Below are 23,269 nucleotides of genomic sequence, written 5' to 3'. Positions count from 1 at the left end.
TCTTTTTCATTATTAAGCCCCCAATATGCATAAAAATAGCAAGCTCATGGACAATAGAATGAATATTGTCGCCCTTACTTGGCCTATGTTTGTCGAGATATTATTGCGCACGGCACTTAATACTAGCGATGTGTTTATGCTTAGCGGCTACTCAGAGAAAGCGGTTTCTGCTGTAGGTGTCGTTACGCAAATATCATTTTTCCTTGTTATTATTTCAATGATGGTCAGCACCGGCAGTAGTGTGCTTATTAGCCAATATAATGGCGCTGATCGTCACCAAGATTCAGCAAAAATTGCCGTTGCGAGTATCTATTTAGGGCTTGCGATGGGGATCGCTTTAGGGGTGCTTTCATTTGTCGCAACAGGTGACATTATCTCACTGTTTGGCCTAGAGGCTCAGGTAGCGCAATTTGGTTATGACTATCTAATTATTACCGCTTCACTGACAATTATGGTGACCCTAGGCATTATTTTTTCTACTATTTTACGTGCTCATGGTTACTCTAAATCACCGATGTTTATTAATTTATTTGCTGGCGCGATTAATGTTTTCGGCAATTATTGTGCATTATATCAACCCTTTGGTCTACCCGTTTATGGTGTACAGGGGGTGGCGATTGCCACCGTTTTTAGTCAATTTATTAGTGCCGCCATTTTGTGGTATATGTTGCGCGATAAGAAAATTGACTTGCCAATAGGGAGTGTATTCGCGATACCTGCTCTTTTTATAAAAAAATATTGCGCATAGGGATAATGAATGCAGGGGAGATCCTTTCCTATAATGTTTCACAAATGGTGATTATCTATTTCGTCGTACAGATGGGAACGGCCTCTTTAACGGCTTATACCTACGCACAAAATATTGCTAGAATCTCTTTCGCCTTTGCTTTAGCAGTTGGCCAAGCAAGTCAGATCCAGACCAGTTATTTTATAGGTAAAGGATGGATTGAAGAAATATTGAAGCGTGTGCAACAATATTTCGTCGTTGGTTTAATCGCTTCAACGACGATCACCGTCCTCGCTTATCTATTTCGTTTTGAGCTCATTGATATATTCAGTGACGATCCAGAGGTGCTCATCTTAACTGCAGCCTTAATGGGTGGATCGATTATTTTAGAAGCGGGGCGTGTTTTTAACTTAATCTTTATATCAAGTCTTAAAGGGGCTGGTGATATTGCTTATCCAGTGAAAATAGGCATATTAAGCATGTGGGGGATCAGCGTACTACTCGCCTATCTGTTTGGTATCGTCTTTGCTTTTGGTGTGCTTGGGGTGTGGATGGCAATCGCCGCGGATGAGTGGATAAGAGGGGTTATTATGATGTTCCGTTGGCGTTCTAAAAAATGGTTAAGATACACACTAACTTGATAACGAGGAGGGGGAGTTAATCCCCCCTCCTTATGATTAATCCATCAAAAATTCTAGACCGTATACTAACTCTTGACGTTTTACGACCTCTTTACAAGCGAGACAAATTCCAGGCATAAAGGATTCACGATGTTGTGAATTATGCTCTATTTTCAGCGTTTCACTTTGCCCGCCAAAGAATACCGTTTGTTGTGCAACGACACCTGGTAGACGTATTGAATGTAATTTGACGCCATGCAGTTCTGCACCACGAGCACCTTCAATTAATTCTTTGTCGCTGCAAGGCGTTGCCGCTTTAGTACGCGCTGCGGCAATCAGTTCGGCAGTACGAATGCCTGTACCTGACGGGCTCTCTTCCTTTTGTGGGCTATGCGCCTCGATCACTTCGACATCGGGTAAATATTTAGCGGCTTCAGCGGCAAATTTCATCATCAATACCGCACCAATTGAGAAATTAGGCGCAATTAACCCACCGAGCTGTTTCTGTTGTGCAAGCACTTGTAACTGTTTAACCTGTTCAACTTGAAAACCACTTGTTCCGATCACAGGGCAAGCACCCGCGTTTAAAATGATTTGCGTATTATTAAAACCCGCAGAAGCCGCAGTTAGGTCAACGACTACTTGTGCTTTTGTTGTGCTAATCAGCTCAGCAAGGTCATCACCAAAATCACATTCACCAACGAGCTGTAATTCGGGATCATTGTTAATTGCATTCACGGCTTCACTGCCCATACGCCCTTTAGCGCCATTTACGATAACTGTAACCATTGTTATTCCTTGCTTTTATTATGTGATAAAAACGCGATGAACAGGAATTCATCACTGAGTAAAAAAATAGAGTGCAAACAGTGCCCAGCTAGTTATTAATAAACCCCAGGGTAATGCGCCACGAGCATTTTTTGTTTGAGGAAGGGGGGCATTTTCAGATTGCTCACTCGTTTGCGTTACTTTGTTTATTCTGGATTTTTTAGCTTTATCGGCTTGGCGTTGCTTGTTTTTAGCTGATTTTTTATATTCAGCAATGCCTTTTTGAATACCTAAAGCAATCAACCTTGTTTGCTCTTTCGTTTGTCCAGGTCTTTGCGTGCTCTTTGCAATAACCATTGCTTCATCCTGAGTCTCGCTGGATATAGCATCATACTTACTCATGTTATTTACGTTTCTCTTCTTTTAGTGCTGCTAAACGGTTGAGTGATTTAGTACAGAGAACATCTAAAAAATTTTCCGGATCATCATAGCCATATTTAAATAGATGAGCGACTAATGTTGCGCCAATGGCTTTAGTTTCGCGTATCTCTTGATGGCTACGACCACATCCTTGGCAATAGTTACCGCCACTGGTGCAATTATTGGTACAGGGGCTGAATTTCATGATGACATCCTTTGCATAATTGGTTTGTAAAGCTAATTAAAATAGATTCCTTGTAATAAGAAAGTGAGTTTAACAATTTTGCGAGTGAGAATCATGAGTTAAACAATACTTTCTTCGTTGAATTTATCTTTCGTTAGGATTTTTAATTACAAAGGAGGATAATTCATCTCCATTCATTGACGATAATAAGGGTATGCATGCCATTTACATTAGATCCTCGCTTACATAAAGATTGCCATCTCATGGCAGAAAGCGATCGCAGCCTTTGGCTGTTACTTAATAATAGTCATTTTCCTTGGCTGATTATTGTTCCCAAAACCACGCAAACCGAGTTGTACATGTTGACGCCACAAGAGCAGCATGCATTACAGCAAGATAGCAATCTTTTAAGTGAATTTTTAACAACGCATTTTTGCTGTGATAAACTCAATGTTGCGAGTATTGGTAATATTGTTGAGCAGATGCACTTGCACATTATTGCGCGAACAAAGTCAGACCTTTGTTGGCCAGGGGTGGTTTGGGGGACGACCCATAAGCAGCCCTATAAAATTGAAGATGTTATCGAAATTCAAAATAAATTAAAATTATTTTGTCAACAGAAGATGATTACACTATTTGAGTTTGCGCCACCTCAATAAAGACTTGTTTGCTTGTTGCATTTACCCGCACAAAAGCTTAATTTGCTAGATTATAGAGACGATTACTAAAAGGGAATGTGGAATGCTTGAACTTTCACAACTATTTAAAGAAGTAAAACAACTACCCGTGTTGCCTGTTTTGCTGCTTGATTTAATGCAAAGTTTTTCAGACGAAGATGTCCGAGTCGAAGACATTGCCAAAAAAATTGGCATGGACCAATCTATCAGTGCGAAAGTGATTCGTATTGCTAACTCTGCTGCATATCGTCGCGGAAAAGAGGTCGAGTCCATTGAGCAAGCGGTGATCCGTTTAGGATTCAATCAAGTGCGTAGCATTGTGGTCGCAGCGACACTCTCTAATACATTCCCATCGACCCCTAGTTTTGATAAAAATCAATTCTGGAAAGATACATTTATTACCGCCACCATTGCTAAAAAATTAGCAAAACATACCAACGTTAATCAAGAGACCGCATTTACCTGTGCAATGATGCATAACATTGGTGAATTGTTACTGCAAATATTAAAACCGCAGGAATGTTCTTTAATTGCGATGGCGGTTGAGAGTGGTGAATCCGTCTTTCCGCTCAGCGTGAAACTTTCGGATTTGACTATAGTCAAGTTGGTGCACAGTTAGCGAAACATTGGGATTTCTCAACGGTATTTTGCGATGCAATAGAGCAACAGCTTGATCCGCTCTCCTATGAGCAGCCCTCTAAAGCGGCGATTCTTATTCGCTTATCTGTCTTTGCCAGTTTTGCATGGGGGGCAAAATTACCACCAGCAATGATAGTCGCGCGTTTTCCCGCAGCACTGACCGACTATATCGCGTTAAATAAAGAGGGCTTAGTGGATGAATTTGCACAGATGATAGAAGAGGGAGAAGAATTAGGCCGTCTAATGTCATCTTGATCTGAAATTAAAGCAGTTAAATCCTGCCTGTTTTGTTGTAAAAGGTAAATTGGCCGTGCATATTGCTCGGCCATTTTTTTAGCGAGTGAATAAGCTTTTTCTGAATTTACCCATAACTTATCAGACTCTTTTATTAAAGAGAGATAACCGTCATGCAAACGATATTTCTCATCACTCAATTGCTCCTCTGAAAGTAAACAAATTGTTTTCTCAATGGAGAGTATCGGCTGGTAAAACTGCCCCTGTAATAACTTCTTAATATTAACTAAATGACCAAAGCCTGCGGGTTCAATAAAAATGCGTTGCGGTGCACTCTCTTTGATTAAATTATTTAATGCCACACGAAAAGGCATGCCTGCGCTACAACATAAACAGCCGCCATAGATCTCTTTAACAACAACGTTATTAGCCAAAGCATGGGCCTGCGCATATTGGTGATGACCGATTTCGTTGACCAACACAGCCCAATTTTCATGCATGGGTTTATAGGATATTAGTCGCTCAATTAGTTTACTTTTACCTGCGCCTAAAAAACCGCTCACAATATGACAATTAATTTTCTTTACCATGAAAATAGACTCCTTAATTCATGGTTATCGTAGCATGTTTAGGCCATCCTCAGTTATACTGCAAAATTAAATTTACTGTTTAATTATTCGAGGTAGCTATGATTTACAGCATGACAGCATTTGCGCGTAAGCAATTTAAAGGTGATTGGGGTACCGCAGTGTGGGAAATTCGCTCAGTAAACCAACGTTACTTAGAAACTTATTTTCGCCTTCCTGAGCAGTTTCGTGGTTTGGAAACGAAATTAAAAGAGATATTTCGCAAACGATTAGATCGCGGAAAAATAGAGTGTAACCTTCGTTTTGAAAGCAATGATAGTAGTCAGAATGCACTGGTTATGAATTACAATCTTGCTGCTCAATTGATTCAAAATGCGCAATGGGTATTAGATACCGCGGGTACGGGGACATTAAATCCTGTAGATATTTTAAAATGGTCGGGTGTCATGCAAGCGCCAGAGCAAGATTTCGATAGCATTGCAATTGAATTAATGGCGGGTTTCCAAGCGACCATGAATGAATTTATCGCTTCACGTGCCGCGGAAGGAAGCAATCTCGCACTATTAATTGAACAACGTTTAGATGCTATTGAACAACAAGCGGCTAAAGTTCGTTCATTTATGCCAGAGGTGCAAGCGTGGCAAAAAGCACGCATACTAAAAAAATTCGAAGATGCTAATGTCGATTTAGACAGTAATCGCGTTGAGCAAGAGTTGGTCTTATTAGCACAGAAATCCGATGTCGCAGAAGAGTTAGATCGTCTCGATTCGCATGTTAGTGAAGCGCGCAATGTACTTAAAAAAGGCGGGGCAGTAGGGCGTCGTTTAGATTTTATGATGCAAGAATTTAACCGCGAAGCGAATACACTAGGGTCTAAAGTGATCAATACCGATATCACCGCCGCCGCCGTTGAGTGTAAAGTGTTAATCGAACAGATGCGCGAGCAGGTGCAGAATATCGAATAGTGTTTTACCCGTCCAAGAATGTCTTAGAAGCCCTGTTGGTTGCTTGTAAATACAGGGATTTTTTATTTCCCCAGTACAAATCGGTTTGCAGATGTCCGTTACCAACTACCTGTTTAGTGGTGGGTAGAATGGTGGGCAGCCATTATTGCCCCTCCATTATTTCAGCAACTATGGAGTAAACATGGGAAAACTCACAGCAGACAGGTTATTGTATACAGCAAAGCCGACCCCAAAAAATATTCAGACGGTGAAGGCCTATACTTTTGCGTTCGGGAACTAACTAATGGGTGACCCTGATTGCGGTCACTAAGCAAGCAGGTGGAGTTTAAAGGAAAAACTTTTCTATTATTATTCTGAATAGCCATCGTTATGAGTCAACAATAAGGTGGCACTAGGTAGCCATCCCCGAACAGGGGATGGTCGCGGCGATTTAGGTTCTTAATTTTTTCAGTTGTTGATCCTGCTGAACAACGAGTTCGGCTAGGCTCATGCTGCTCTGTTGGGCTTCATCGGCGAGACGAGCGAGTTCAGAAGCTGAATCGGAAATGCCAGTAATGTTACGATTGACCTCTTCGGTGACGGCGCTTTGTTCTTCGGCAGCGGTGGCGATATGTGTTACTTGACTAGAAACCGCCTCAATTTGACTAACAATAGTGTTAAGTGAATGCAATGCGGATTGGGTTTGTTCCACAGCTAACAGTGCGCCATCGGCGCCTTGGTCGATAATTTTTGAGGCGCTTTTAACCTCCCCTTGTAATGAATCAATCAGTTTACTGATCTCGCTGGTAGAGCTTTGGGTTTTAGAGGCGAGTGTGCGCACTTCGTCGGCGACTACTGCAAAGCCTCTGCCTTGTTCACCTGCTCTGGCTGCTTCAATTGCTGCGTTTAATGCAAGTAGATTGGTTTGGTCTGCAATGGCGCTAATCACCTCCAAAATTTTACTGATATTAGTACTACTTTCGGCCACTTTAGCAACCGCTTGTTTAGCCAATTGCGACTCTTGCGACATATTGTTTACATAGGTCATCGCTTTACTGAGGCTTTCTTCACCGGTTTTAACATTGACACTCATCGCTTCGGTTTCCGAAGCGGTTTGTTCAGATGCTTTGGCTACTTCTAAGGCGGTGGCGCTCATTTCATTAACGGCGGTGACCACACTTTCAATTTCGTGGTACTGACGATCCACGCTGGCACGGGTTTGTTGCGCAATATTGGCAACTTTCTGGCTTTCTTTTTGTGAGCTGGAAGCTAACTCTTTGAGCTCGCTGATCAGTATTCGAAGCTTGCTAATAAAGCCATTAATGCCAGCTCCTAGCGCGATTAATTCGGCATGTGATTGTACTGATACCGATTGAGTCAAATCACCTTCGGCACTGGCGAGGTTTTCAATTCGACTCTGGATCATGTGCAGTGGTGCGATAATTGAGCGGATCACAAAAATAATCGCAGCCACTGCAATTACAGAGACTATGCTCCCAACTATCAGTAACAGGCTACCTAAGGAGCTTTCCATATCACTCATCGCTTCGTCCATGGCGATGGCAGCCTGCAATGCATCGCTTTTAGCCACTTCGATAAGTAGCGACCAATGTGCATCTGCGATGGGAATGGTCACAGGGAAAACGACGACTATGTTATCGGTAGTTTCCATATAGGCGTCATTCTGGTTTAGGTTTTGATATTGTTTGGCAAGAGTGGGATCTATCGACTCTGATAATGGACGTGCTTTTTTTGTGTAATGGCTGGCCGCAACGACTAATCCTTTTTCGCTTAAAAGGGTTACTTTGGCATGGCCTTGGTAGAGACTGCTGGATAGTTCATTAATTAGCTTTTGAAAAATAGGTAAATTGATATCAACCCCTACCAAGCCGATGAATTTATTTTTCACCACCACAGGTACCGTTAATGAAGTCATCAATTCCTCATTGCCAGGGCTGATTTCATAGAGGTATGGCTCCATTAAGCAAGGCTTTTTGCTCTCTTTGGCGCATAAATACCATTCTGCTTCGCGTATCCCAAATTCGTTAAGTGTAGCGATATATTTGGACGTAGCATCGGTGATTTGATGGTGCTCTACGCTACCGTCATTATTACGTGTGTAATAAATTTCTAAGGAACCTGCATCTGGTACACTGTGGCTATGGCTTCCACTGTAGTCGCTGTCTAGGCCATCGTAACCATTGGCTTCAAACTGGGCATACATGGATGAGAGTTGACTATTTTTTTGTAGTATAGCGGTCACTGCTGTTTCAATGTTTTCTCGGCTTAATGGTTGCTGCTGTGCTGTCGTTTCGATAATCCCGCTAAAGGAAAATGGAATGCGGTAAGCTTCGTTAATGAAACCTGCTATTTTCTCGCCATATTCGCCTGCTTTGGCATTGAGTCGCTGTTGAGTCTCTTGTTGCATGGTGCCTTGAACTTGTTCTGCTAATTTTGCATTTTTATTACTCAAAGACCACCATAAGCTAAAGGATAGTACGCTGACAATGATCAGAAAGAGTGCAGAGGTGATCCAAAGTAGTTTGGTCGCGATGGATAGTTTGCGCATGGTTTTCTCCATAAATCATAGAACGGTTGCCTGAAATTAAATAGATGCCTTCTTACAACAGTAGCACCGCTTGCCGAGTATAACCAACGGGCATGGCCCTTGTTCTAAAAGTTGCATCTCGATCATTGTCGTGGCTATGAGCCTGTCGCTAAGTATGGTTCGCATTTCTAGATTAATTTATTTTTAAATTGTGATATTGGTTTGTTCTGGTCATTTATCAATCGTTTAAGTGTCACTGTTTTTATTGTGTGATTAGCGTATAAAAGCACATCAAAATAAAAAGATAATAGTGCTACTGCAAAGGGAAAACTATGAAATTCAAAAAACTCTCAATAATGTTCGGGTTGCTTTATTTACTCGTGACAACAGCTAGCCAAGCTTTTAATGATACGACTTATCTGCAAGATCCAGAACACCAATTTTGGTTTGATATTGATGATCTTCCGACAATAAAACTGCATTTTAGTGAAGATCAATGGCATGTGTTGCTCAGTTCCACCAGTAGTGTTCGTGAGGTAGTGAGTGGCGATATGACCTTTATTAAAGGCGGTGTCGAGTATCCCTTAAATAATATCGGCATCAAGATTAGTGGTAACACCAGTTTTGAATTACCAGAGCAGGAAAATGGCAATTATGCGCAAGCTAACTTTACTCTCGACTTTGATGAGTTTGTTGATAATCAAGTGTTGAGTGGCATTAGCAAGCTTAAATTGAAGCGCTTTAAAGATGATCAAAGCTATGTTCGAGAGCCTTTATCTAATCATATTATGCATAATTTTAATGTTTGGACGGCGCACTCTTCGACCTACGCACGCCTAGATATTACCGTGGGTAACCGAGCCAGCGTTTATTTTGGTGTTTATCGAATGAATGAAAGCGTTAATCGTAAAGAATATTTAGATAAACGTTTTGGCCCAGACAATGACAGTGGTTTCTTGTGGCAAGGTAATCATAAAGCTTGGGGTAAAGCGCATTTTTCACGGATCAATGACAGTTGGGGGGGGGTAGGTGACTCTGATCAAGCTAGTTTTGAATATAAAAGTAAGGGCAGTAAATATACGCAAGCACATGCGCAATTGGTCGAATTAGCACAGAACTTTAGCAATTTAGAGGGGCAAGCATTTGAGGACTATGTTGCTCTGCATATTAATATTCCCCTCTTACTTAAAGGTTTAGCAAGCGAGGCTGTGCTTGGACATTGGGATGGTTTCTGGGGTAATGGAAATAACTTTTTTATTTATATTGATGAAAGTGAAGTTATGCATTTTGTTCCTTATGATACTGATAATACCCTAGGAACCTCATTGTTGGTCGGAGATGTGGGGGAGAGCGATCCATTGCAGTTTGCCTCTGCTAATGATGCGCCATTGTTGGTACGGAAAATTTTAGCGATTAAGCGCTATAGTGCAGAGTATCAAGGTTATCTTAAAGAGTTGGTCACAGAGTCGGGGCTGATGCGTCAGGAGGACTCCTTGCCATGGATAGAAAATGTACATCAGTTGATCCGTGATGAGTTGGAAAATGACACGGGAGATAATGAAGTCATCAATGATAGACCCGCTAGTTGGGGCAATGAAAGTCGCTATAGAATATTTACTCTAGATTCAGGTAAAAATTGGTATGAGACTCGCCGTAATGCGGTATTGAAAGCCTTGGGTAGTGTTGAAAATATCTATGCAACGGTTTATTACCGTGGCGTCAGCAATAATTGGGCTGCCAGTTTGATGGAGCAAGTAGAGCCTAATATTTGGCGTATTACCGTGACGAATGGGCCTCAGAGTGACGCCACTGGTGCAGGGCGCTTTAAGTTCGATATAAATGCAGATTGGAGTCAAAACTTAGGTGATGATAATGCCGATGGGATCGTCGATGCTACTGGTGCTGATATTCTATTTACTGAAGGCGAGGGAGAATATCGGATTACTTTTTATGCGCTTGATGGTCGCTATGAAATTGATAAATTGAACGTTACTGTGCCAGATCCTAGCCCTGATAATGGTTCCGAGTCGAGCGTGGAACCAACTTCACAATCCTCCTCGGGTGGAAGTAGCTCTGTAATGATTGTTGTGTTGTTGTATCTGTTGCTATTGACCAGACGACGCATGGCGCATTAACAACCCGAAGCTAAAACGTCATTAAAAATGTAGCTAAAATTAATTAGAAAACGAAAAACCCAGTTAGGTAATCTATCTGGGTTTTTTGGGTTATAGAAGGTATGTTATCAATCATTTACTTAGTAGATGATTTACGTCTGCGAGTCATTCCTAATCCAAATAGTCCCATACCAAGTAGCGCAATTGTTACAGGCTCAGGTACTTCTTGTGTGCTTACATCATTGGCAGTACCTTTCCAGATAACGCCAGTAGGGCCCCCTATATTATTTACATAGAAGTTTAGGCGGCCATTGCCAGCTACGAAAAGCTCACCGGTTAAAGCAATAACATCAGTAATTTTTTTCCATGGGGAAGCAATGCCATAATCGTCAGAGTTAAAGAGTACATTTCCTTGGCTCTTAATTATTAATGAATCATCATATGAAACAAATAGCGATGAAATATAATTATCCATGCCATTTTTATTCAAATCTAATTCCCATACTCGGTAATCCCCAATAACATTCCAAGCATCATCGGGTTGAATCCAACTTGCACCATCAAGATCAGTACCCGTCGGGTTGACATAGGTTCCAGCATTTTGATTGCTTAGTGTACATTTAGCACAACCGTCATCGAGACCTGACATAAAGGTGATTGGCGCTGCAAAAGATGCGGTTGAAACAAGCATTAAAGCGGAGATTAACATTGATTTAATTAACATCATTTTTATTTCCTTCTTAAGTTGTCTAGGATTGCATATAAAACGAGTTACCATGCTTAGTTTTGCATTTTTCTTGCCAGTTATTAATAGGTATGTAATTTCATATGGTTATATATATTTTGTTTTCCTATACTCTCTTTTTTCAACCTAACTTATTTTTTTTGTAAAAAAAGCTGACACCTCTTAGCTGCCTGCCCTTAATGTAATTTATGCTTCATTAGTGTGACTTAATTACCATTTTCTGAATTAGTTTTATCTAATGTAGCTTTATTAACTAAAGGTTGATCTAATACAGTTTTATCTCATGTTGTTTTGCCATAATTAACTCAATATGGCTGTATACCCTATTGGGGGTATTTTTGTTACTACAGGAAGCTAGGAGCATGAGCGTTATGATGCAAGGAAAAGCAACAGCAATAATCGCACTATTGCTATTAGGTTGGATTAATACGGTGTTGGCCACGGATTCTGATGCTTCTGCGGTAGATTTAAATCGCACAAGGATGACCGCAGACCACAGTAAATTTGAATCCCTTGATCAGGATTTTGATTATGCGCCTGATGTTACTGAAGCTTGTTTGGAATGCCACACCGAGGCTGCCAAGCAGGTGCATAAAACCTTCCATTGGAAATGGGCTGCTAAAGTCGATGAGCAAATGGTTGGTAAGGGCAAAAATGGTTTTAATAACTATTGTGTTTCTGCACGTGGTAATGAGAGTTGTACACAATGTCATACGGGCTATGGTTGGCGTAATGATGATTTTGATCAGGAAGCGGAAGAGAATGTTGATTGCCTAGTTTGTCATGATGGTACAGGAACATATAAAAAATCGGCGGCGATGTCGGGACATCCTTACTATGAAGCGACGCAGCTCGGTGAATTTCTTCAACCCGCGGTCGACCTTAAAGCCGTAGCAAAAAGTGTCGGAGCACCTAAACGGGAAAACTGCCTTGCATGTCATGCTAATGGTGGTGGCGGTAATGGTGTAAAACACGGCGACACCGACATGTCATTAGTTGATCCTGTCCACTCCCTTGATGTGCACATGAGCCCTGATAAGCTAAATTTCAGTTGTCAAACTTGCCATAAAACCAGTGGCCATGAAATTGCGGGGCGTTATAACGGTAAAAAAGCTTTTATCGACCATAAAAAAGATATGGGGCGTATCGAACGTGACGGCAAAAATGTCGCCTGTGAATCCTGCCATGGTGAAAAACCACATGAAGTCCGTGAGATTGATAATCATACCGCTAAGGTTGCTTGTACCTCTTGTCATATCCCTGAAATGGCGCGCGGTCCTTATCTCACTAAGTTGAGTTGGGATTGGTCTACGGCAACGAAGATGAAAGATGGTAAACCCTATACGGAAGAGAAGGTATTTGATGGGGTGGAAGCACATAGTTATATGAGTAAAAAGGGTACATTCACTTGGGGACGTAATGTGACGCCTGAATACCGTTGGTATAAAGGTGAATTAATCCAGAAAACCCTACAAACGGTGATTGATCCTAGCAGTGCACCAATTGATATTAATCCACCGACGGGGAATTACAACGATCCCGATGCACGTATTTGGCCCTTTAAAGTACACCGTGGTAAGCAACCCTATGACACCGAGTTTAATCGCATTTTGCCGATCAAATTATATGGTAAGAAGGGCACTGGGGCACTATGGACTGAGTATGACTGGGAGAAAGCATTAACCGCAGGTGCTCAATTAAACGAAGTTGAATTTAGTGGGCACTTTGATTTTATTGAAACCAATGGATTCTGGCCTATTAAACATATGGTTGCACCTGCAGAAGAGGCGGTTGATTGCCATTCCTGTCATTCTCGTGATAGTCGTTTAGCGGGATTAAATGATTTTTACTTAATTGGTCGAGATAGTAATTTCTGGGTGGAGTTATTTGCTTTGTTCGCTGTTATTGGCGGCCTACTGGGGGTAATTGGACATGGCGCTTTACGTTATCTAGCGGCTATTAGAAGAAAAAAAATGTCAGTGAAGCAAGAGCAAGGAGAAGGTTATGAGTAATCTGTCTGGCAGTAAAATTGTGGTGCTTTTTAAGCGTTTTGAGCGATTTTGGCACTGGGCGCAAGCATTGATGATTGTGTTGTTATTGCTCTCAGGATTGGAAATGCATGGATTGTTTGTTTTATTTGGTTTTGGAACGGCGGTTGAGACACATAACCTCATTGGTTTTGTCTGGACGGGGCTCGTTGTCTTGATCTACACCTGGATTTTGACCACGGGTGAGTGGCAGCAATATTTTCCCACCTTAAAAGGGGTGGAAGGGACATTGCGTTTTTATCTATATGGTGTGTTTAAGGGAGAAAAACATCCGCATCATATAACGCCAGAAGATAAATTTAATCCGTTACAGCGTCTAGGTTACATTGCGATTTTATTCGCTCTGCTGCCGTTACAGGTTATTAGTGGCTTTGCTTTCTACTTTTTTCCCGATTTACGGGCGGCAGGCGTCATAGAACATGTCGATTTAATTGCTATTTTACACACCTTTAATGCCTATGCCTTGCTTAGTTTTGTAGTCATTCATCTTTATATGATCACCTTTGGAGAGAAGTTATCAACGCATATTAAGGCCATGATCACCGGTAAAGAAAAAATCGAAGAATAATCATTTTTAATTAAGCTGAGGAGATAGATATGAAGAAATTAATAATGTTAACACTTGGGCTAATGTTAACTTTTAATGTGTTTGCAGATGCAGCGAAGGGGCAAAAATATTACTTGAAGTACTTGCGTCCCCATTTTGCTATCAATGGGCAGGAGTTTGCTAGTCAGCACTTAAAGGTTGAGTGGAAACGATTGTTTAAGAATGATGCCAAACGTTTTATTAAGGAATATACAAAGAAATTCCCTGATTCTGCCGAGTTTTTAAATGGTGATACATTTCAGAAAATAGCGCCAGATTTAGCTGATTTTGCCGAGAAGTATGCCGCAGACAGTGGGGAGCTTGCTAGTTGTAACTAAAACGGAATTAGTTAGTTCTACAAATGCATGATGGAAAACTAATAGGTAGTTTCCTTCTATTTTTAATAAGACAGGGATGACACATTATGAATAAAAAATTATCGCTAATCGCCGCCTCCTTATTCATTGCCTTTTCAACAACAGTTCAGGCTGATCAGGCGCAGGATATTGCAGACTTAAAAGAACAAGTGCGTGAATTACAAAAAAAAGTAGGTGGAAATAACCTTAAGCTAAGTGCTGATTATCGCGTTACGATGGACAGTATTGATTATAAGATGGCCGATGGCTCTAAACTACATAATCATGACCTTTTAGCTAATCGCTTAGAGATTGGTATGGGGTATCAGCCCTTTGATAACCTTGTTTTTAAAGGGTTACTCTCATATAACAAAGCATTTGGGCAAACAGGGCTTAATAGTGACCCCTACGATCCGGGAATGGGCGATTTTGATTGGGTTACTAACGAAAACTTAGATGATAATAGCCTTAAGGTGAAGGAGGTATATATGTTATATCTCGGTGATTCATTTTTAGGTAATGATCAAATACCTTGGACGGCGAGTATTGGTCGTCGCCCATCCACGAACGGCTTTCTTGCTAACATTCGAGAAGGTTATGACAGTGCAAAATCGCCACTTGGACATTCTATTAATGTCGAATTTGATGGCCTAAGTTTAAGTGCAAAACTTGAGAAAATAACGGGTGTTGCTGGTATGGATGCTAAAATCTGTGCTGGTCGAGGCTTGAGTGCGACGAGTACGCCACGATTTTCTGTCTCTGGACATGATTATACTGATACGGGAGCGACGGATAATATAGACATGATTGGCTTTATTATTACTCCCTATAATGATGGTCAATATGATATTAAAGCGCAATACTATTACGCCACCAATATGCTTGATATGGGCTACGATTATTCTAATCCTATGGCGCCTCAACCAACAGGCTTTGAGCAATTAGGTGATCTGCAAAATTTCACTTTATCTGTGCAAGTGAATGGTGTCGGTGAATTTATTAATGACTTTTTGGATGATACGGTTTTATTTGCATCGGTATCAGCCTCTCAGACATTACCCGATGGTGGTACATCCGCAGGTGGGAACTACGGAATGTTAGGGTCACAGGAGGATGAAAAAGGCTATTCCTATTGGCTTGGTGCAACAATACCTGGTTTTTTAGCTGATGATAGATTCGGTTTTGAATTCAATCACGGCTCTAAATATTGGCGTTCATTTACCTATGGCGAAGATACGTTAATTGGCTCTAAAATAGCAGCACGCGGTGATGCCTATGAAGCTTATTATAATTTGCCTATTATTGGTGAAACGCTCTATTTACAATTCCGTTATACCTATATTGATTATAAGTACTCCGGTAGTAATGGATTCTTTGGTAACAGTGGTGCTCCAATGACGATGCAAGAGGCGAATATGATGGGAATGGGAGGAATGGTGGCTGATACGGCACAAGATTTCCGCGCGATGATCCGTTACAACTATTAACCTATCTGCATCAGTTAAATCAAGTCGCATGATAATAAGTCAATATTACCTGCGGCTTTTCACTTTTTAATAGCGATTAAATTGCAATGCAAACTTCATCAGATGCGGACTTACCCGCTTGGTTATATGCACTAACTTGATAGCAATATGTCTGCCCAGTGAACGCCGTTTTGTCGTCATAGCGGTCGCTATCTTGAGGAAGGAAGATTGCTTGGTCATAGGCATCTTCTCCTGCTAGGCGGCGTTCGACGATATAGCCTGATTCATTATCTGAATTATCATACCACGAGATAACAAGTTGAAGTTTTTCACCAAGCGGTTGGTCAATTATTTGATCACTGGAGTCCGATTCGGATGATACACAGGAAAAGAGCAGTAAAGATAAGATCATTAATAATAAGTGCTTACATGATAGGGGTGAATTATGCATTTTGTCTCCTACAAAAAATGATAATTCAGTCATCCTATAACATTGTTAAGTATAAAAAAGTAGAGGTATGATGGGTCTATCATTGCCTCGGTAACCCCGCTGCCATGGAGCTTACTCTACAGGCCGGTGGTTTTGCGTCTTAAGGTTTCCCTCAATTTGCTATTTTCTAGCGAACAATATTAGTGAAAACTGAGTTGAAATTTGTGAATTTGTTTTAATTTCTATTTACGCGATGATTTTATGTCGTTTTTTTGTACAATACAAGTTCGCTTTTGATTGTTTCATGATGTTTTCTGTTCACATTGATTTTTTTTAAATATAACGTGTTGTTTTTTAGTTTAAATATGTACTGTATAAATTATATTTTAATGGTCACTCGAAAATGAAATGAGTGACGCGTTGGGTTAATTATTAGCTAGAGGGTAATAGAATGGTAATGTAGTTGCGCGAATTTCATTATCAGGTGACAATAATCACTGTTTAAATGGATTAACTACTTTTAAGGATAAATTTATGAATAATACATTTCGCTTTAGCGTTTTAGCGCTCTCTTCTCCACTATTATTCACCCCATTAGCCGTACAAGCTGACACCATAGCAGGCCTTTATGCCGGTGCGCAGATTTGGAATATGGAATCTTCAGGTTCATTTGGTGAAGATGGCACAATGCAATCGTTTAATCTGGATGATAAGACCAAAGGGAGTTTCTGGGTCGCTTTAGAGCATCCTATTCCAGTAATACCTAATATTAAAATTCGCTATAACCAACTCGATGTAAAGGGGTATAGTGATGTTAACAATTTGGAATTTGGTGATTATACCTTCACCGGACATGCCTCTGTGGATGCAAAATTGGATCATTTCGATTTTATTCTCTATTACGAAATCTTAGATAACGATATTGTCTCCCTTGATCTGGGGCTTAATGCTAAATATGGTGATTTTAAGGTAAAACTTGATGGTACAGTAGAAGATAATCAGGGCAATAGCCTGTCACAGAGCGCAGAAGAGTCCTACAATGGGGTTATTCCGTTAGGTTATGTGGCAGCTGAAATTGGCTTACCCTTTACTGGATTAGGCGTTTATGGTGAAGTAAACTGGATTGGCTACGATGATCATCATGTGCATGATATTCAAGGTGGTATTTTCTGGAATATGATTGAAACACTTGCGATAGATGCGACGGTGCAATTTGGCTACCGCGATATTAAATTTGATATTGAAGATCTTAGTGGCATCTATGCAGATGCTGAGTTTAAAGGTGCCTACGCAGGTTTACAGTTACATTTCTAATGCAATAGTCGTTAAGTGGTAAAGAGAGGCATCAACCATTTGATGCCTGTTTATTATCTAACCGACACTATTTATTTCTTGTTCGTTTAAATAGCGCCATTCTCCTGGTTTCAGTTCGGCATCTAACTGAATATCGCCAATTTGTTCTCTATGTAATGCAGTCACATGGTTGCCGATCGCTGCAAACATGCGTTTCACTTGATGATATTTCCCTTCACTAATGGTTAGTAGCACCTCTAGATCCGATTCAATTATTACTTTTGCTGGCAAGCAGGGGTGGGGTTCGCTCTTGAGCTGTATACCTTGTGTAAACAGTGTGCAGGAATGGTCATCGATCGGCTGCTCAATCGTAACGCGATAACGCTTGGCACACTTTTTACGAGGACTGGTAATGAGGTGTGACCACTGCCCATCATCGGTGATTAGTGTCAAACCGGTTGTATCGGCATCTAAACGCCCTGCGATACAGAGTTGTTCTGCATGGTCGACATCGATCAAGTTTAAGATACTTGGTAGATGTTCATCGACGGTAGAGCAGATAAAACCCTGCGGTTTATTGAGCATAATGTAACGGTTGCCCCGTAAGGTAATGGCCTTGTTATCAAGTGTAATGAGTTCGCCATCTTGTACTTTGTAGGCGCTATTACGTAATGTTTGTTGGCCATTATTCACTCGCCCTTGCAAAATCATTTTTTTAGCTTGGCTTCTGGTAAGTGTCGTAGACTGGCATATATATTTATCTAATCGCATCGAATCGTTTCTTATTTTTGAGTGAGCTGTTGAATGGCATTTTTTAATGCGCGTTGCGCTTCTTTTTTGCCTGTATATTGATTTTTATCGCAGACTTCATGCCAACTGTTATTTTGCAGTATTTTTTGTATAGCGAGTGACTGCTGCTTTTTATCTAAACGGTGTAAATTGCTGTTTAGCAGTAATTGTTGCAATTGATATTCAACGGTTTCAAAAGGGCGGTTACCAGCAATATAACTGATTAATTGAGTAGTGTCTTGTGGCTGATTATTTAATTCCGCTAATAGTGCCGATACTAACTCAGGGTCAAGACGTTGTAGGTGACGACTTAATTGTAGCGGCAGTTGTAATTGGAAGTTTTCCTGAATGGTTCGGTGTAATTTTTTTCCCTGATTTGAAAGCGGGTAATTAACAATCAGTGAATGTGCACCGCTGCTGCTATCTTGTGTTGTTCCTACTCGTAAGGTAGTGAAACCAAGTTGTTGCCAAAAGGATAAAAGATAAGCCGTTGCCGCAAAACTGGCTCCAAGATGGTCGAAGTGGTTATCCAAGGCCCAAGTTGTTAACGATTTTACAAATAACTTACCCACTCCTTGTCGTTGGCATGTGGGATGAATGGCAATCCGTTGTATTCTGGCAAAGTGTTGCTGCGCTGCTCCTTGATGGCCGGAATGGAAAGTCAAGGATTGGGCAATCAGGTTGCCTTGAACTCTGCGTGTTCCTTGCCATACCTGTTCTGCTAAAAGCGGTGAAAATCCGCCTTCTGAATTAACTAATGCGACACCGAGAATTTGCTGGTTTTGTTTAAAGAGGAAAATGTGCATGGCATTGTCATTAAGCATCATTGCGAGGTCTGAAGGTTTGGTTTGATAATGTGCATTAATTAAAAGCGAAAAAATAGTGGTTAATTGATTTTTATCGGCAATTAACTCTGCTGCTGTTACGCGATAAAACTGTACCGGTTGCGCTTCATCATATTGCTGCGGAGTCGTTGCATCATCGCTTAAACAGAGATTATTTAGAGTGAAATGTTCAAGGGGATCATTTTCAGACCAACGAATCGGCGTTTTCAGATGACATTTTCGCCACTGCGGTGCGATTTCCGTTAAACGTTTTTGAAAGCGTAATGCAAACCCGCGTCCTGAACCTTCGTAGCCATGTAATGTGCTAGCGAATACAATGCGAGCGTAGTGGCAAACAAAGCTTTCTAACATTGGGATAGGGATCGCGGCGGCTTCATCGATAATCAAAAGATCGCAATTTGGTCTGTTTTCTAGCAGTGCATCCGGGGCGATAAATTGGATAGATTGGTTACCGTTAATAATAGCATATTGATGCGCTTCCTTGCCCAGTAATAAACTTGCATGTTTAAAAAGGGTAAATGTGGCGCGTTTACTCGGTGCACAAACTAAAATCTTCTTTATCCCATTACGGAGTAGTGTTGCCGCAGCAATTCCAAGCGCAGCTGATTTTCCTCTTCCTCTATTTGCCGTTAAAACCAGTGGACGGCGTCGATGTCCCGTCACCGTTTTAACAATAGCCCTTACTGCGTATTCTTGTTCCCTTGTGTTAATCGAAAAAGAAGAAGTGGCAGGAGAGAAGGTATTATTAATTTGAGCAATAGGTGCATTTTCTGCAATTGTGATGAAATTATATTGCTGTAGTTGCTTATCAATAAAATGATAAAAGTAATCACTGTCATCGATAGTGAGTGGGCTAAGTAATATCAATAATCCCCCTCCACGTAAGGTGCCTTCCGCAGCTGCAAAAGCATTGGCATCAAATTCAGCAATAGCATTAATAAAGAGAAGGGGGGTTTCTTGGCCTAATATTGTTTGGTAAGGCGTTGTTGTGACCCCTGTCGGTGCATCACCAATCCAAAAATAGGGCTGCGGAAGATCTTCTATTAATACGCTACATTGTTGAAAACACCAGCTGGTTGTTCCACGTAAGCGTAATATTTGCCGATGGTTGCTGGCCTGCGCCTGTAGTTGAAGATGATCGATAAGTGAAATTAACGCGTGCACAGGAGATCCTATTTATTGATTCGAGTGGAAAGTATAGCATTGTAGCAAGCGCAAACTACTGAGAAAAAGCGCCTTAAGGATAAAATGTAATGGCATAAATCCGAAAAAGATTTTACGATAATTTTTCTATTTCAAGTTAAGAAAAACTTGCATTGCTTCACATTTACTGTATTATGCACCGCACTTACCGATATGGTAGGTGGGCAATAAGCCCATAACCATTTTATTAGGTTATCGAAAATGACTCCCGATTGGGGAGCGACTAGTTTGAATAAGCACTTGAGATCTATCTTAGATAGTTCGTCAGGTGTTTGTTTGTATGTTGTATTTTTAACTATTGGAGTTTTGGTCCATGCAGAACCAAAGAATCCGTATCCGCCTTAAAGCTTTTGATCATAAATTGATCGATCAATCAACGGCGGAGATCGTTGAAACTGCAAAGCGCACAGGTGCTCAGGTACGTGGTCCTATTCCACTACCAACTCGTAAAGAGCGTTTCACAGTATTGATTTCACCGCATGTAAACAAAGATGCACGTGACCAATATGAGATCCGCACTCACAAGCGCTTGATTGATATCGTAGAACCAACTGAAAAGACTGTTGACGCACTAATGAAGCTAGATCTAGCTGCTGGCGTTGATGTTCAAATCAGCTTGGGTTAGATAAGGAGTTACAACAATGACAATCGGTCTAGTAGGTCGTAAAGTTGGAATGACTCGCATCTTCACTGAAGATGGTGTTTCTATCCCAGTTACAGTTCTTGAATGTACACCAAATCGCGTTACTCAAGTTAAAACACTTGATACTGATGGCTACCAAGCTATTCAAGTAACAGCTGGCACTAAGAAAGCTAGCCGTGTAAACAAACCAGAAGCTGGTCACTTTGCGAAAGCAGGTGTAGAAGCTGGTCGTGGTCTGTGGGAGTTTACTCTTGCTGATAACGAAGGTGCAGATATCAAAGTTGGCGCTGAGCTAAGTGTTGAGCTTTTCAACGAAAATACGAAAGTAGATGTTACAGGTCAGTCTAAAGGTAAAGGTTTCCAAGGCGGTGTTAAACGCTGGAACTTTAACACACAAGATATGACACACGGTAATTCACTATCACATCGTTCTAATGGTTCGATTGGTATGTGTCAAACACCGGGTCGTGTTTTTAAAGGCAAAAAAATGTCTGGCCACATGGGTGCTGAGCGTGTTACGACTCAGAATCTTGAAGTTGTTCGCGTAGACGTTGAACGCAACTTACTGCTCATTAAAGGTGCAGTACCAGGTGCGAAAAACGGCAATGTGTTCATTAAACCTGCTGTTAAAGCATAACCAAGGATTTAGTAATGGAATTGGTATTGAAAGATGCACAAAGTGCACTTGAAGTTTCTGACGCTACCTTTGGACGTGAATTCAACGAGGCCCTAGTTCATCAGGTGGTCGTTGCATATGCAGCTGGTGCTCGTCAAGGTACTCGTGCTCAGAAAACCCGTAGTGATGTTCGTGGTGGTGGTAAAAAGCCATGGCGTCAAAAAGGGACTGGCCGAGCTCGTTCAGGTACAATCCGTAGCCCAATCTGGGTTGGCGGTGGCGTTACTTTTGCTGCGCGTCCTCAGGATCACAGCCAAAAAGTAAACAAAAAAATGTACCGTGGCGCAGTGAGAAGCATTCTGTCTGAATTAGTTCGTCAGGATCGTCTAATCGTTGTAGAAAACTTCACAGTTGAAGCTCCAAAAACAAAAGAGCTGAAAGCGAAGTTAAAAGAACTGGATCTTAAAGATGTTCTAATCATTACCGAAGAATTAGATGAAAATCTATTCTTAGCAGCACGTAACCTTTACAAAGTAGATGTTCGTGATGTGCAAGGTATTGATCCAGCAAGTCTAATCGCATTTGATAAAGTTTTAGTAACTGCAGATGCAGTGAAAAAGATTGAGGAGAGCCTAGCATGATCAGTGAAGCACGTTTACTGCAAGTTATTCTAGCCCCGCATATCTCTGAAAAGGGAACTTTATCTGCTGAAAACCATAACACTATGGTATTCAAAGTTGCAGGTACTGCGACTAAAGCAGAAATCAAAGCGGCAGTTCAAAAACTGTTTGAAGTTGAAGTTACTGGTGTTCGCACACTAAACGTGAAGGGTAAAACCAAGCGTACTGGTCAACGTATGGGTCGCCGTAGCGACTGGAAAAAAGCATACGTTAGTCTAGCTGAAGGTGCAGACATCGATTTCGCTGGCGCTGAGTAGAGGAATTATAGATGGCTATTGTAAAATGTAAGCCTACGTCTCCAGGTCGTCGCCACGTTGTCAAAGTGGTAAACAAAGACCTGCACAAAGGTAAGCCATACGCACCACTTTTAGAGTCTTTATCTAAATCAGGTGGTCGTAATAATGGTGGTCGTATTACGGTTCGTCATATCGGTGGTGGTCATAAACAACACTATCGTTTAGTCGATTTTAAACGTAATAAAGACGGTATCCCAGCAAAAGTAGAGCGTTTAGAATACGATCCAAATCGTAGTGCTAATATTGCGCTAGTACTTTATGCTGATGGCGAACGTCGCTACATCTTAGCCCCAAAAGGCTTAGTTGCTGGTGATGTAATCCAATCTGGTGAAGATGCATCAATCAAAGTAGGTAACTGCTTACCGATGCGTAACATTCCAGTAGGTACAACAGTACACGCTGTAGAAATGAAACCTGCTAAAGGTGCACAAATTGCACGTTCAGCTGGTGCATACAGCCAAATTATAGCTCGTGATGGTGCTTACGTTACACTACGTTTACGTAGTGGTGAAATGCGTAAAATCCCTGCTGAGTGTCGTGCAACAATCGGTGAAGTTGGTAATGCAGAACATATGCTACGCCAATTAGGTAAAGCTGGTGCTACGCGTTGGCGTGGTGTTCGTCCTACCGTTCGTGGTGTTGTAATGAACCCAGTAATATTACCCACATGGTGGTGGTGAAGGTAGAACATCGGGTGGTCGTCATCCTGTTTCTCCTTGGGGTATGCCAACTAAAGGCTACAAAACTCGTAAGAACAAGAGTACTGATCAGTACATTGTTCGTCGTCGCAACAAGAAATAAGCAGAGGTAT

At 41.2% G+C, this 23,269-nt stretch carries 24 protein-coding genes, 1 pseudogene and 1 riboswitch; of the genes and pseudogenes, 16 read left to right on the top strand and 9 right to left on the bottom strand.

From position 1 onward, the window contains the following. The first annotated feature begins 58 nt into the window (after window positions 1–58). Both AB1A03_RS00940 and AB1A03_RS00935 read left to right on the top strand, forming a co-directional pair. Entirely contained in the window at window positions 59–748 is a 690-nt protein-coding gene (locus AB1A03_RS00940; RefSeq protein WP_354622721.1) for an MATE family efflux transporter, read from the top strand. 5 nt (window positions 749–753) lie between these two features. Further along, complete coding sequence (locus AB1A03_RS00935) at window positions 754–1,368, top strand: MATE family efflux transporter (protein WP_354622720.1); 615 nt, start codon at window positions 754–756, stop codon at window positions 1,366–1,368. A gap of 36 nt (window positions 1,369–1,404) precedes the next feature. Here AB1A03_RS00935 and dapB read toward each other — a convergent pair whose 3' ends face one another. Genes dapB through AB1A03_RS00920 form a run of 3 tightly spaced genes read right to left on the bottom strand, consistent with a single transcriptional unit; the run spans window position 1,405 to window position 2,740 of the window. After that, window positions 1,405–2,136, bottom strand: coding sequence for a 4-hydroxy-tetrahydrodipicolinate reductase (gene dapB / locus AB1A03_RS00930; RefSeq protein WP_354622719.1), 732 nt, complete (start codon window positions 2,134–2,136; stop codon window positions 1,405–1,407). 51 nt (window positions 2,137–2,187) lie between these two features. Next, window positions 2,188–2,517: a DUF2956 domain-containing protein gene (locus tag AB1A03_RS00925; RefSeq protein ID WP_354622718.1), complete on the bottom strand. Its 330-nt coding sequence runs from the start codon at window positions 2,515–2,517 to the stop codon at window positions 2,188–2,190. 1 nt (window position 2,518) lies between these two features. Beyond that, window positions 2,519–2,740 carry a DUF1289 domain-containing protein gene (locus tag AB1A03_RS00920; protein WP_354622717.1) on the bottom strand — a complete coding sequence of 74 codons (222 nt, stop codon included), beginning with the start codon at window positions 2,738–2,740 and terminating at the stop codon, window positions 2,519–2,521. Window positions 2,741–2,937: 197 nt separating this feature from the next. Between AB1A03_RS00920 and AB1A03_RS00915 the strand changes: the two genes are divergently transcribed. Together AB1A03_RS00915 and AB1A03_RS00910 are read left to right on the top strand one after the other, a co-directional pair. Further along, the gene (locus AB1A03_RS00915) at window positions 2,938–3,378 is read left to right on the top strand and encodes an HIT family protein (RefSeq protein WP_354622716.1); all 441 of its coding nucleotides are present in this window, start codon (window positions 2,938–2,940) and stop codon (window positions 3,376–3,378) included. 82 nt (window positions 3,379–3,460) lie between these two features. Then, window positions 3,461–4,015, top strand: coding sequence for an HDOD domain-containing protein (locus AB1A03_RS00910; RefSeq protein WP_354622715.1), 555 nt, complete (start codon window positions 3,461–3,463; stop codon window positions 4,013–4,015). Window positions 4,016–4,199: 184 nt separating this feature from the next. Here the strand turns inward: AB1A03_RS00910 and AB1A03_RS00900 are convergent, their stop codons facing one another. After that, window positions 4,200–4,859, bottom strand: coding sequence for a GTP-binding protein (locus AB1A03_RS00900; protein ID WP_354622714.1), 660 nt, complete (start codon window positions 4,857–4,859; stop codon window positions 4,200–4,202). A gap of 98 nt (window positions 4,860–4,957) precedes the next feature. On the opposite strand from AB1A03_RS00900, the gene AB1A03_RS00895 reads away from it, so the two are divergent. Continuing rightward, the gene (locus AB1A03_RS00895) at window positions 4,958–5,821 is read left to right on the top strand and encodes a YicC/YloC family endoribonuclease (RefSeq protein ID WP_354622713.1); all 864 of its coding nucleotides are present in this window, start codon (window positions 4,958–4,960) and stop codon (window positions 5,819–5,821) included. A 430-nt stretch (window positions 5,822–6,251) separates the two neighbouring features. Here AB1A03_RS00895 and AB1A03_RS00890 read toward each other — a convergent pair whose 3' ends face one another. Next, complete coding sequence (locus AB1A03_RS00890) at window positions 6,252–8,369, bottom strand: methyl-accepting chemotaxis protein (RefSeq protein WP_354622712.1); 2,118 nt, start codon at window positions 8,367–8,369, stop codon at window positions 6,252–6,254. A 311-nt stretch (window positions 8,370–8,680) separates the two neighbouring features. Between AB1A03_RS00890 and AB1A03_RS00885 the strand changes: the two genes are divergently transcribed. After that, the gene (locus AB1A03_RS00885; protein ID WP_354622711.1) at window positions 8,681–10,483 is read left to right on the top strand and encodes a CotH kinase family protein; all 1,803 of its coding nucleotides are present in this window, start codon (window positions 8,681–8,683) and stop codon (window positions 10,481–10,483) included. 115 nt (window positions 10,484–10,598) lie between these two features. Here AB1A03_RS00885 and AB1A03_RS00880 read toward each other — a convergent pair whose 3' ends face one another. After that, window positions 10,599–11,189 carry a PEP-CTERM sorting domain-containing protein gene (locus AB1A03_RS00880; RefSeq protein WP_354622710.1) on the bottom strand — a complete coding sequence of 197 codons (591 nt, stop codon included), beginning with the start codon at window positions 11,187–11,189 and terminating at the stop codon, window positions 10,599–10,601. A gap of 380 nt (window positions 11,190–11,569) precedes the next feature. On the opposite strand from AB1A03_RS00880, the gene AB1A03_RS00875 reads away from it, so the two are divergent. The 4 genes from AB1A03_RS00875 (at window position 11,570) to AB1A03_RS00860 (ending at window position 15,684) form a co-directional block, all read left to right on the top strand. Next, on the top strand, window positions 11,570–13,219 hold the full coding sequence (locus AB1A03_RS00875) for a tetrathionate reductase family octaheme c-type cytochrome (protein WP_354622709.1): 1,650 nt from the start codon (window positions 11,570–11,572) through the stop codon (window positions 13,217–13,219). Further along, the gene (locus AB1A03_RS00870; protein ID WP_354622708.1) at window positions 13,212–13,823 is read left to right on the top strand and encodes a cytochrome b/b6 domain-containing protein; all 612 of its coding nucleotides are present in this window, start codon (window positions 13,212–13,214) and stop codon (window positions 13,821–13,823) included. The genes AB1A03_RS00875 and AB1A03_RS00870 overlap by 8 nt, the downstream gene beginning before the upstream one ends. A 29-nt stretch (window positions 13,824–13,852) precedes the next feature. Further along, window positions 13,853–14,179 (top strand): hypothetical protein, encoded by a 327-nt coding sequence (locus tag AB1A03_RS00865; protein ID WP_354622707.1) that lies wholly within the window; start codon window positions 13,853–13,855, stop codon window positions 14,177–14,179. Window positions 14,180–14,265: 86 nt separating this feature from the next. Next, window positions 14,266–15,684 carry a DUF3373 family protein gene (locus AB1A03_RS00860; RefSeq protein WP_354622706.1) on the top strand — a complete coding sequence of 473 codons (1,419 nt, stop codon included), beginning with the start codon at window positions 14,266–14,268 and terminating at the stop codon, window positions 15,682–15,684. 76 nt (window positions 15,685–15,760) lie between these two features. On the opposite strand, the gene AB1A03_RS00855 is transcribed toward AB1A03_RS00860, so the two are convergent. After that, entirely contained in the window at window positions 15,761–16,114 is a 354-nt protein-coding gene (locus AB1A03_RS00855; RefSeq protein ID WP_354622705.1) for a fibronectin type III domain-containing protein, read from the bottom strand. Window positions 16,115–16,200: 86 nt separating this feature from the next. Then, a riboswitch (cyclic di-GMP riboswitch) is annotated at window positions 16,201–16,285 on the bottom strand. Between the two features lie 342 nt (window positions 16,286–16,627). Between AB1A03_RS00855 and AB1A03_RS00850 the strand changes: the two genes are divergently transcribed. After that, entirely contained in the window at window positions 16,628–17,407 is a 780-nt protein-coding gene (locus AB1A03_RS00850; protein ID WP_354622704.1) for a TIGR04219 family outer membrane beta-barrel protein, read from the top strand. A 57-nt stretch (window positions 17,408–17,464) separates the two neighbouring features. Here AB1A03_RS00850 and AB1A03_RS00845 read toward each other — a convergent pair whose 3' ends face one another. Then, window positions 17,465–18,157, bottom strand: a complete 693-nt coding sequence (locus AB1A03_RS00845) for a pseudouridine synthase (protein WP_354622703.1) — start codon at window positions 18,155–18,157, stop codon at window positions 17,465–17,467. A gap of 11 nt (window positions 18,158–18,168) precedes the next feature. Next, the gene (locus tag AB1A03_RS00840) at window positions 18,169–20,184 is read right to left on the bottom strand and encodes a tRNA(Met) cytidine acetyltransferase TmcA (protein WP_354622702.1); all 2,016 of its coding nucleotides are present in this window, start codon (window positions 20,182–20,184) and stop codon (window positions 18,169–18,171) included. A 352-nt stretch (window positions 20,185–20,536) separates the two neighbouring features. Between AB1A03_RS00840 and rpsJ the strand changes: the two genes are divergently transcribed. From rpsJ to rplB, 5 genes and pseudogenes are all read left to right on the top strand, one after another. After that, window positions 20,537–20,848, top strand: a complete 312-nt coding sequence (gene rpsJ / locus AB1A03_RS00835; RefSeq protein ID WP_354622701.1) for a 30S ribosomal protein S10 — start codon at window positions 20,537–20,539, stop codon at window positions 20,846–20,848. 16 nt (window positions 20,849–20,864) lie between these two features. Further along, on the top strand, window positions 20,865–21,503 hold the full coding sequence (gene rplC / locus AB1A03_RS00830) for a 50S ribosomal protein L3 (protein ID WP_354622700.1): 639 nt from the start codon (window positions 20,865–20,867) through the stop codon (window positions 21,501–21,503). Between the two features lie 14 nt (window positions 21,504–21,517). After that, entirely contained in the window at window positions 21,518–22,123 is a 606-nt protein-coding gene (rplD, locus tag AB1A03_RS00825; RefSeq protein WP_354622699.1) for a 50S ribosomal protein L4, read from the top strand. Beyond that, window positions 22,120–22,419: a 50S ribosomal protein L23 gene (rplW, locus tag AB1A03_RS00820; RefSeq protein WP_019613677.1), complete on the top strand. Its 300-nt coding sequence runs from the start codon at window positions 22,120–22,122 to the stop codon at window positions 22,417–22,419. The genes rplD and rplW overlap by 4 nt, the downstream gene beginning before the upstream one ends. Before the next feature lie 11 nt (window positions 22,420–22,430). Next, window positions 22,431–23,259: pseudogene (gene rplB, locus AB1A03_RS00815) on the top strand (50S ribosomal protein L2). The last annotated feature ends 10 nt before the right edge of the window (window positions 23,260–23,269 follow it).

The sequence above is a fragment of the Psychromonas sp. MME2 genome (genome assembly GCF_040566515.1).
Lineage (GTDB): Bacteria > Pseudomonadota > Gammaproteobacteria > Enterobacterales > Psychromonadaceae > Psychromonas.
The sequence above is the reverse complement of the archived record's forward strand: the minus strand, read 5'-3'. Positions and strand labels throughout refer to the sequence as shown.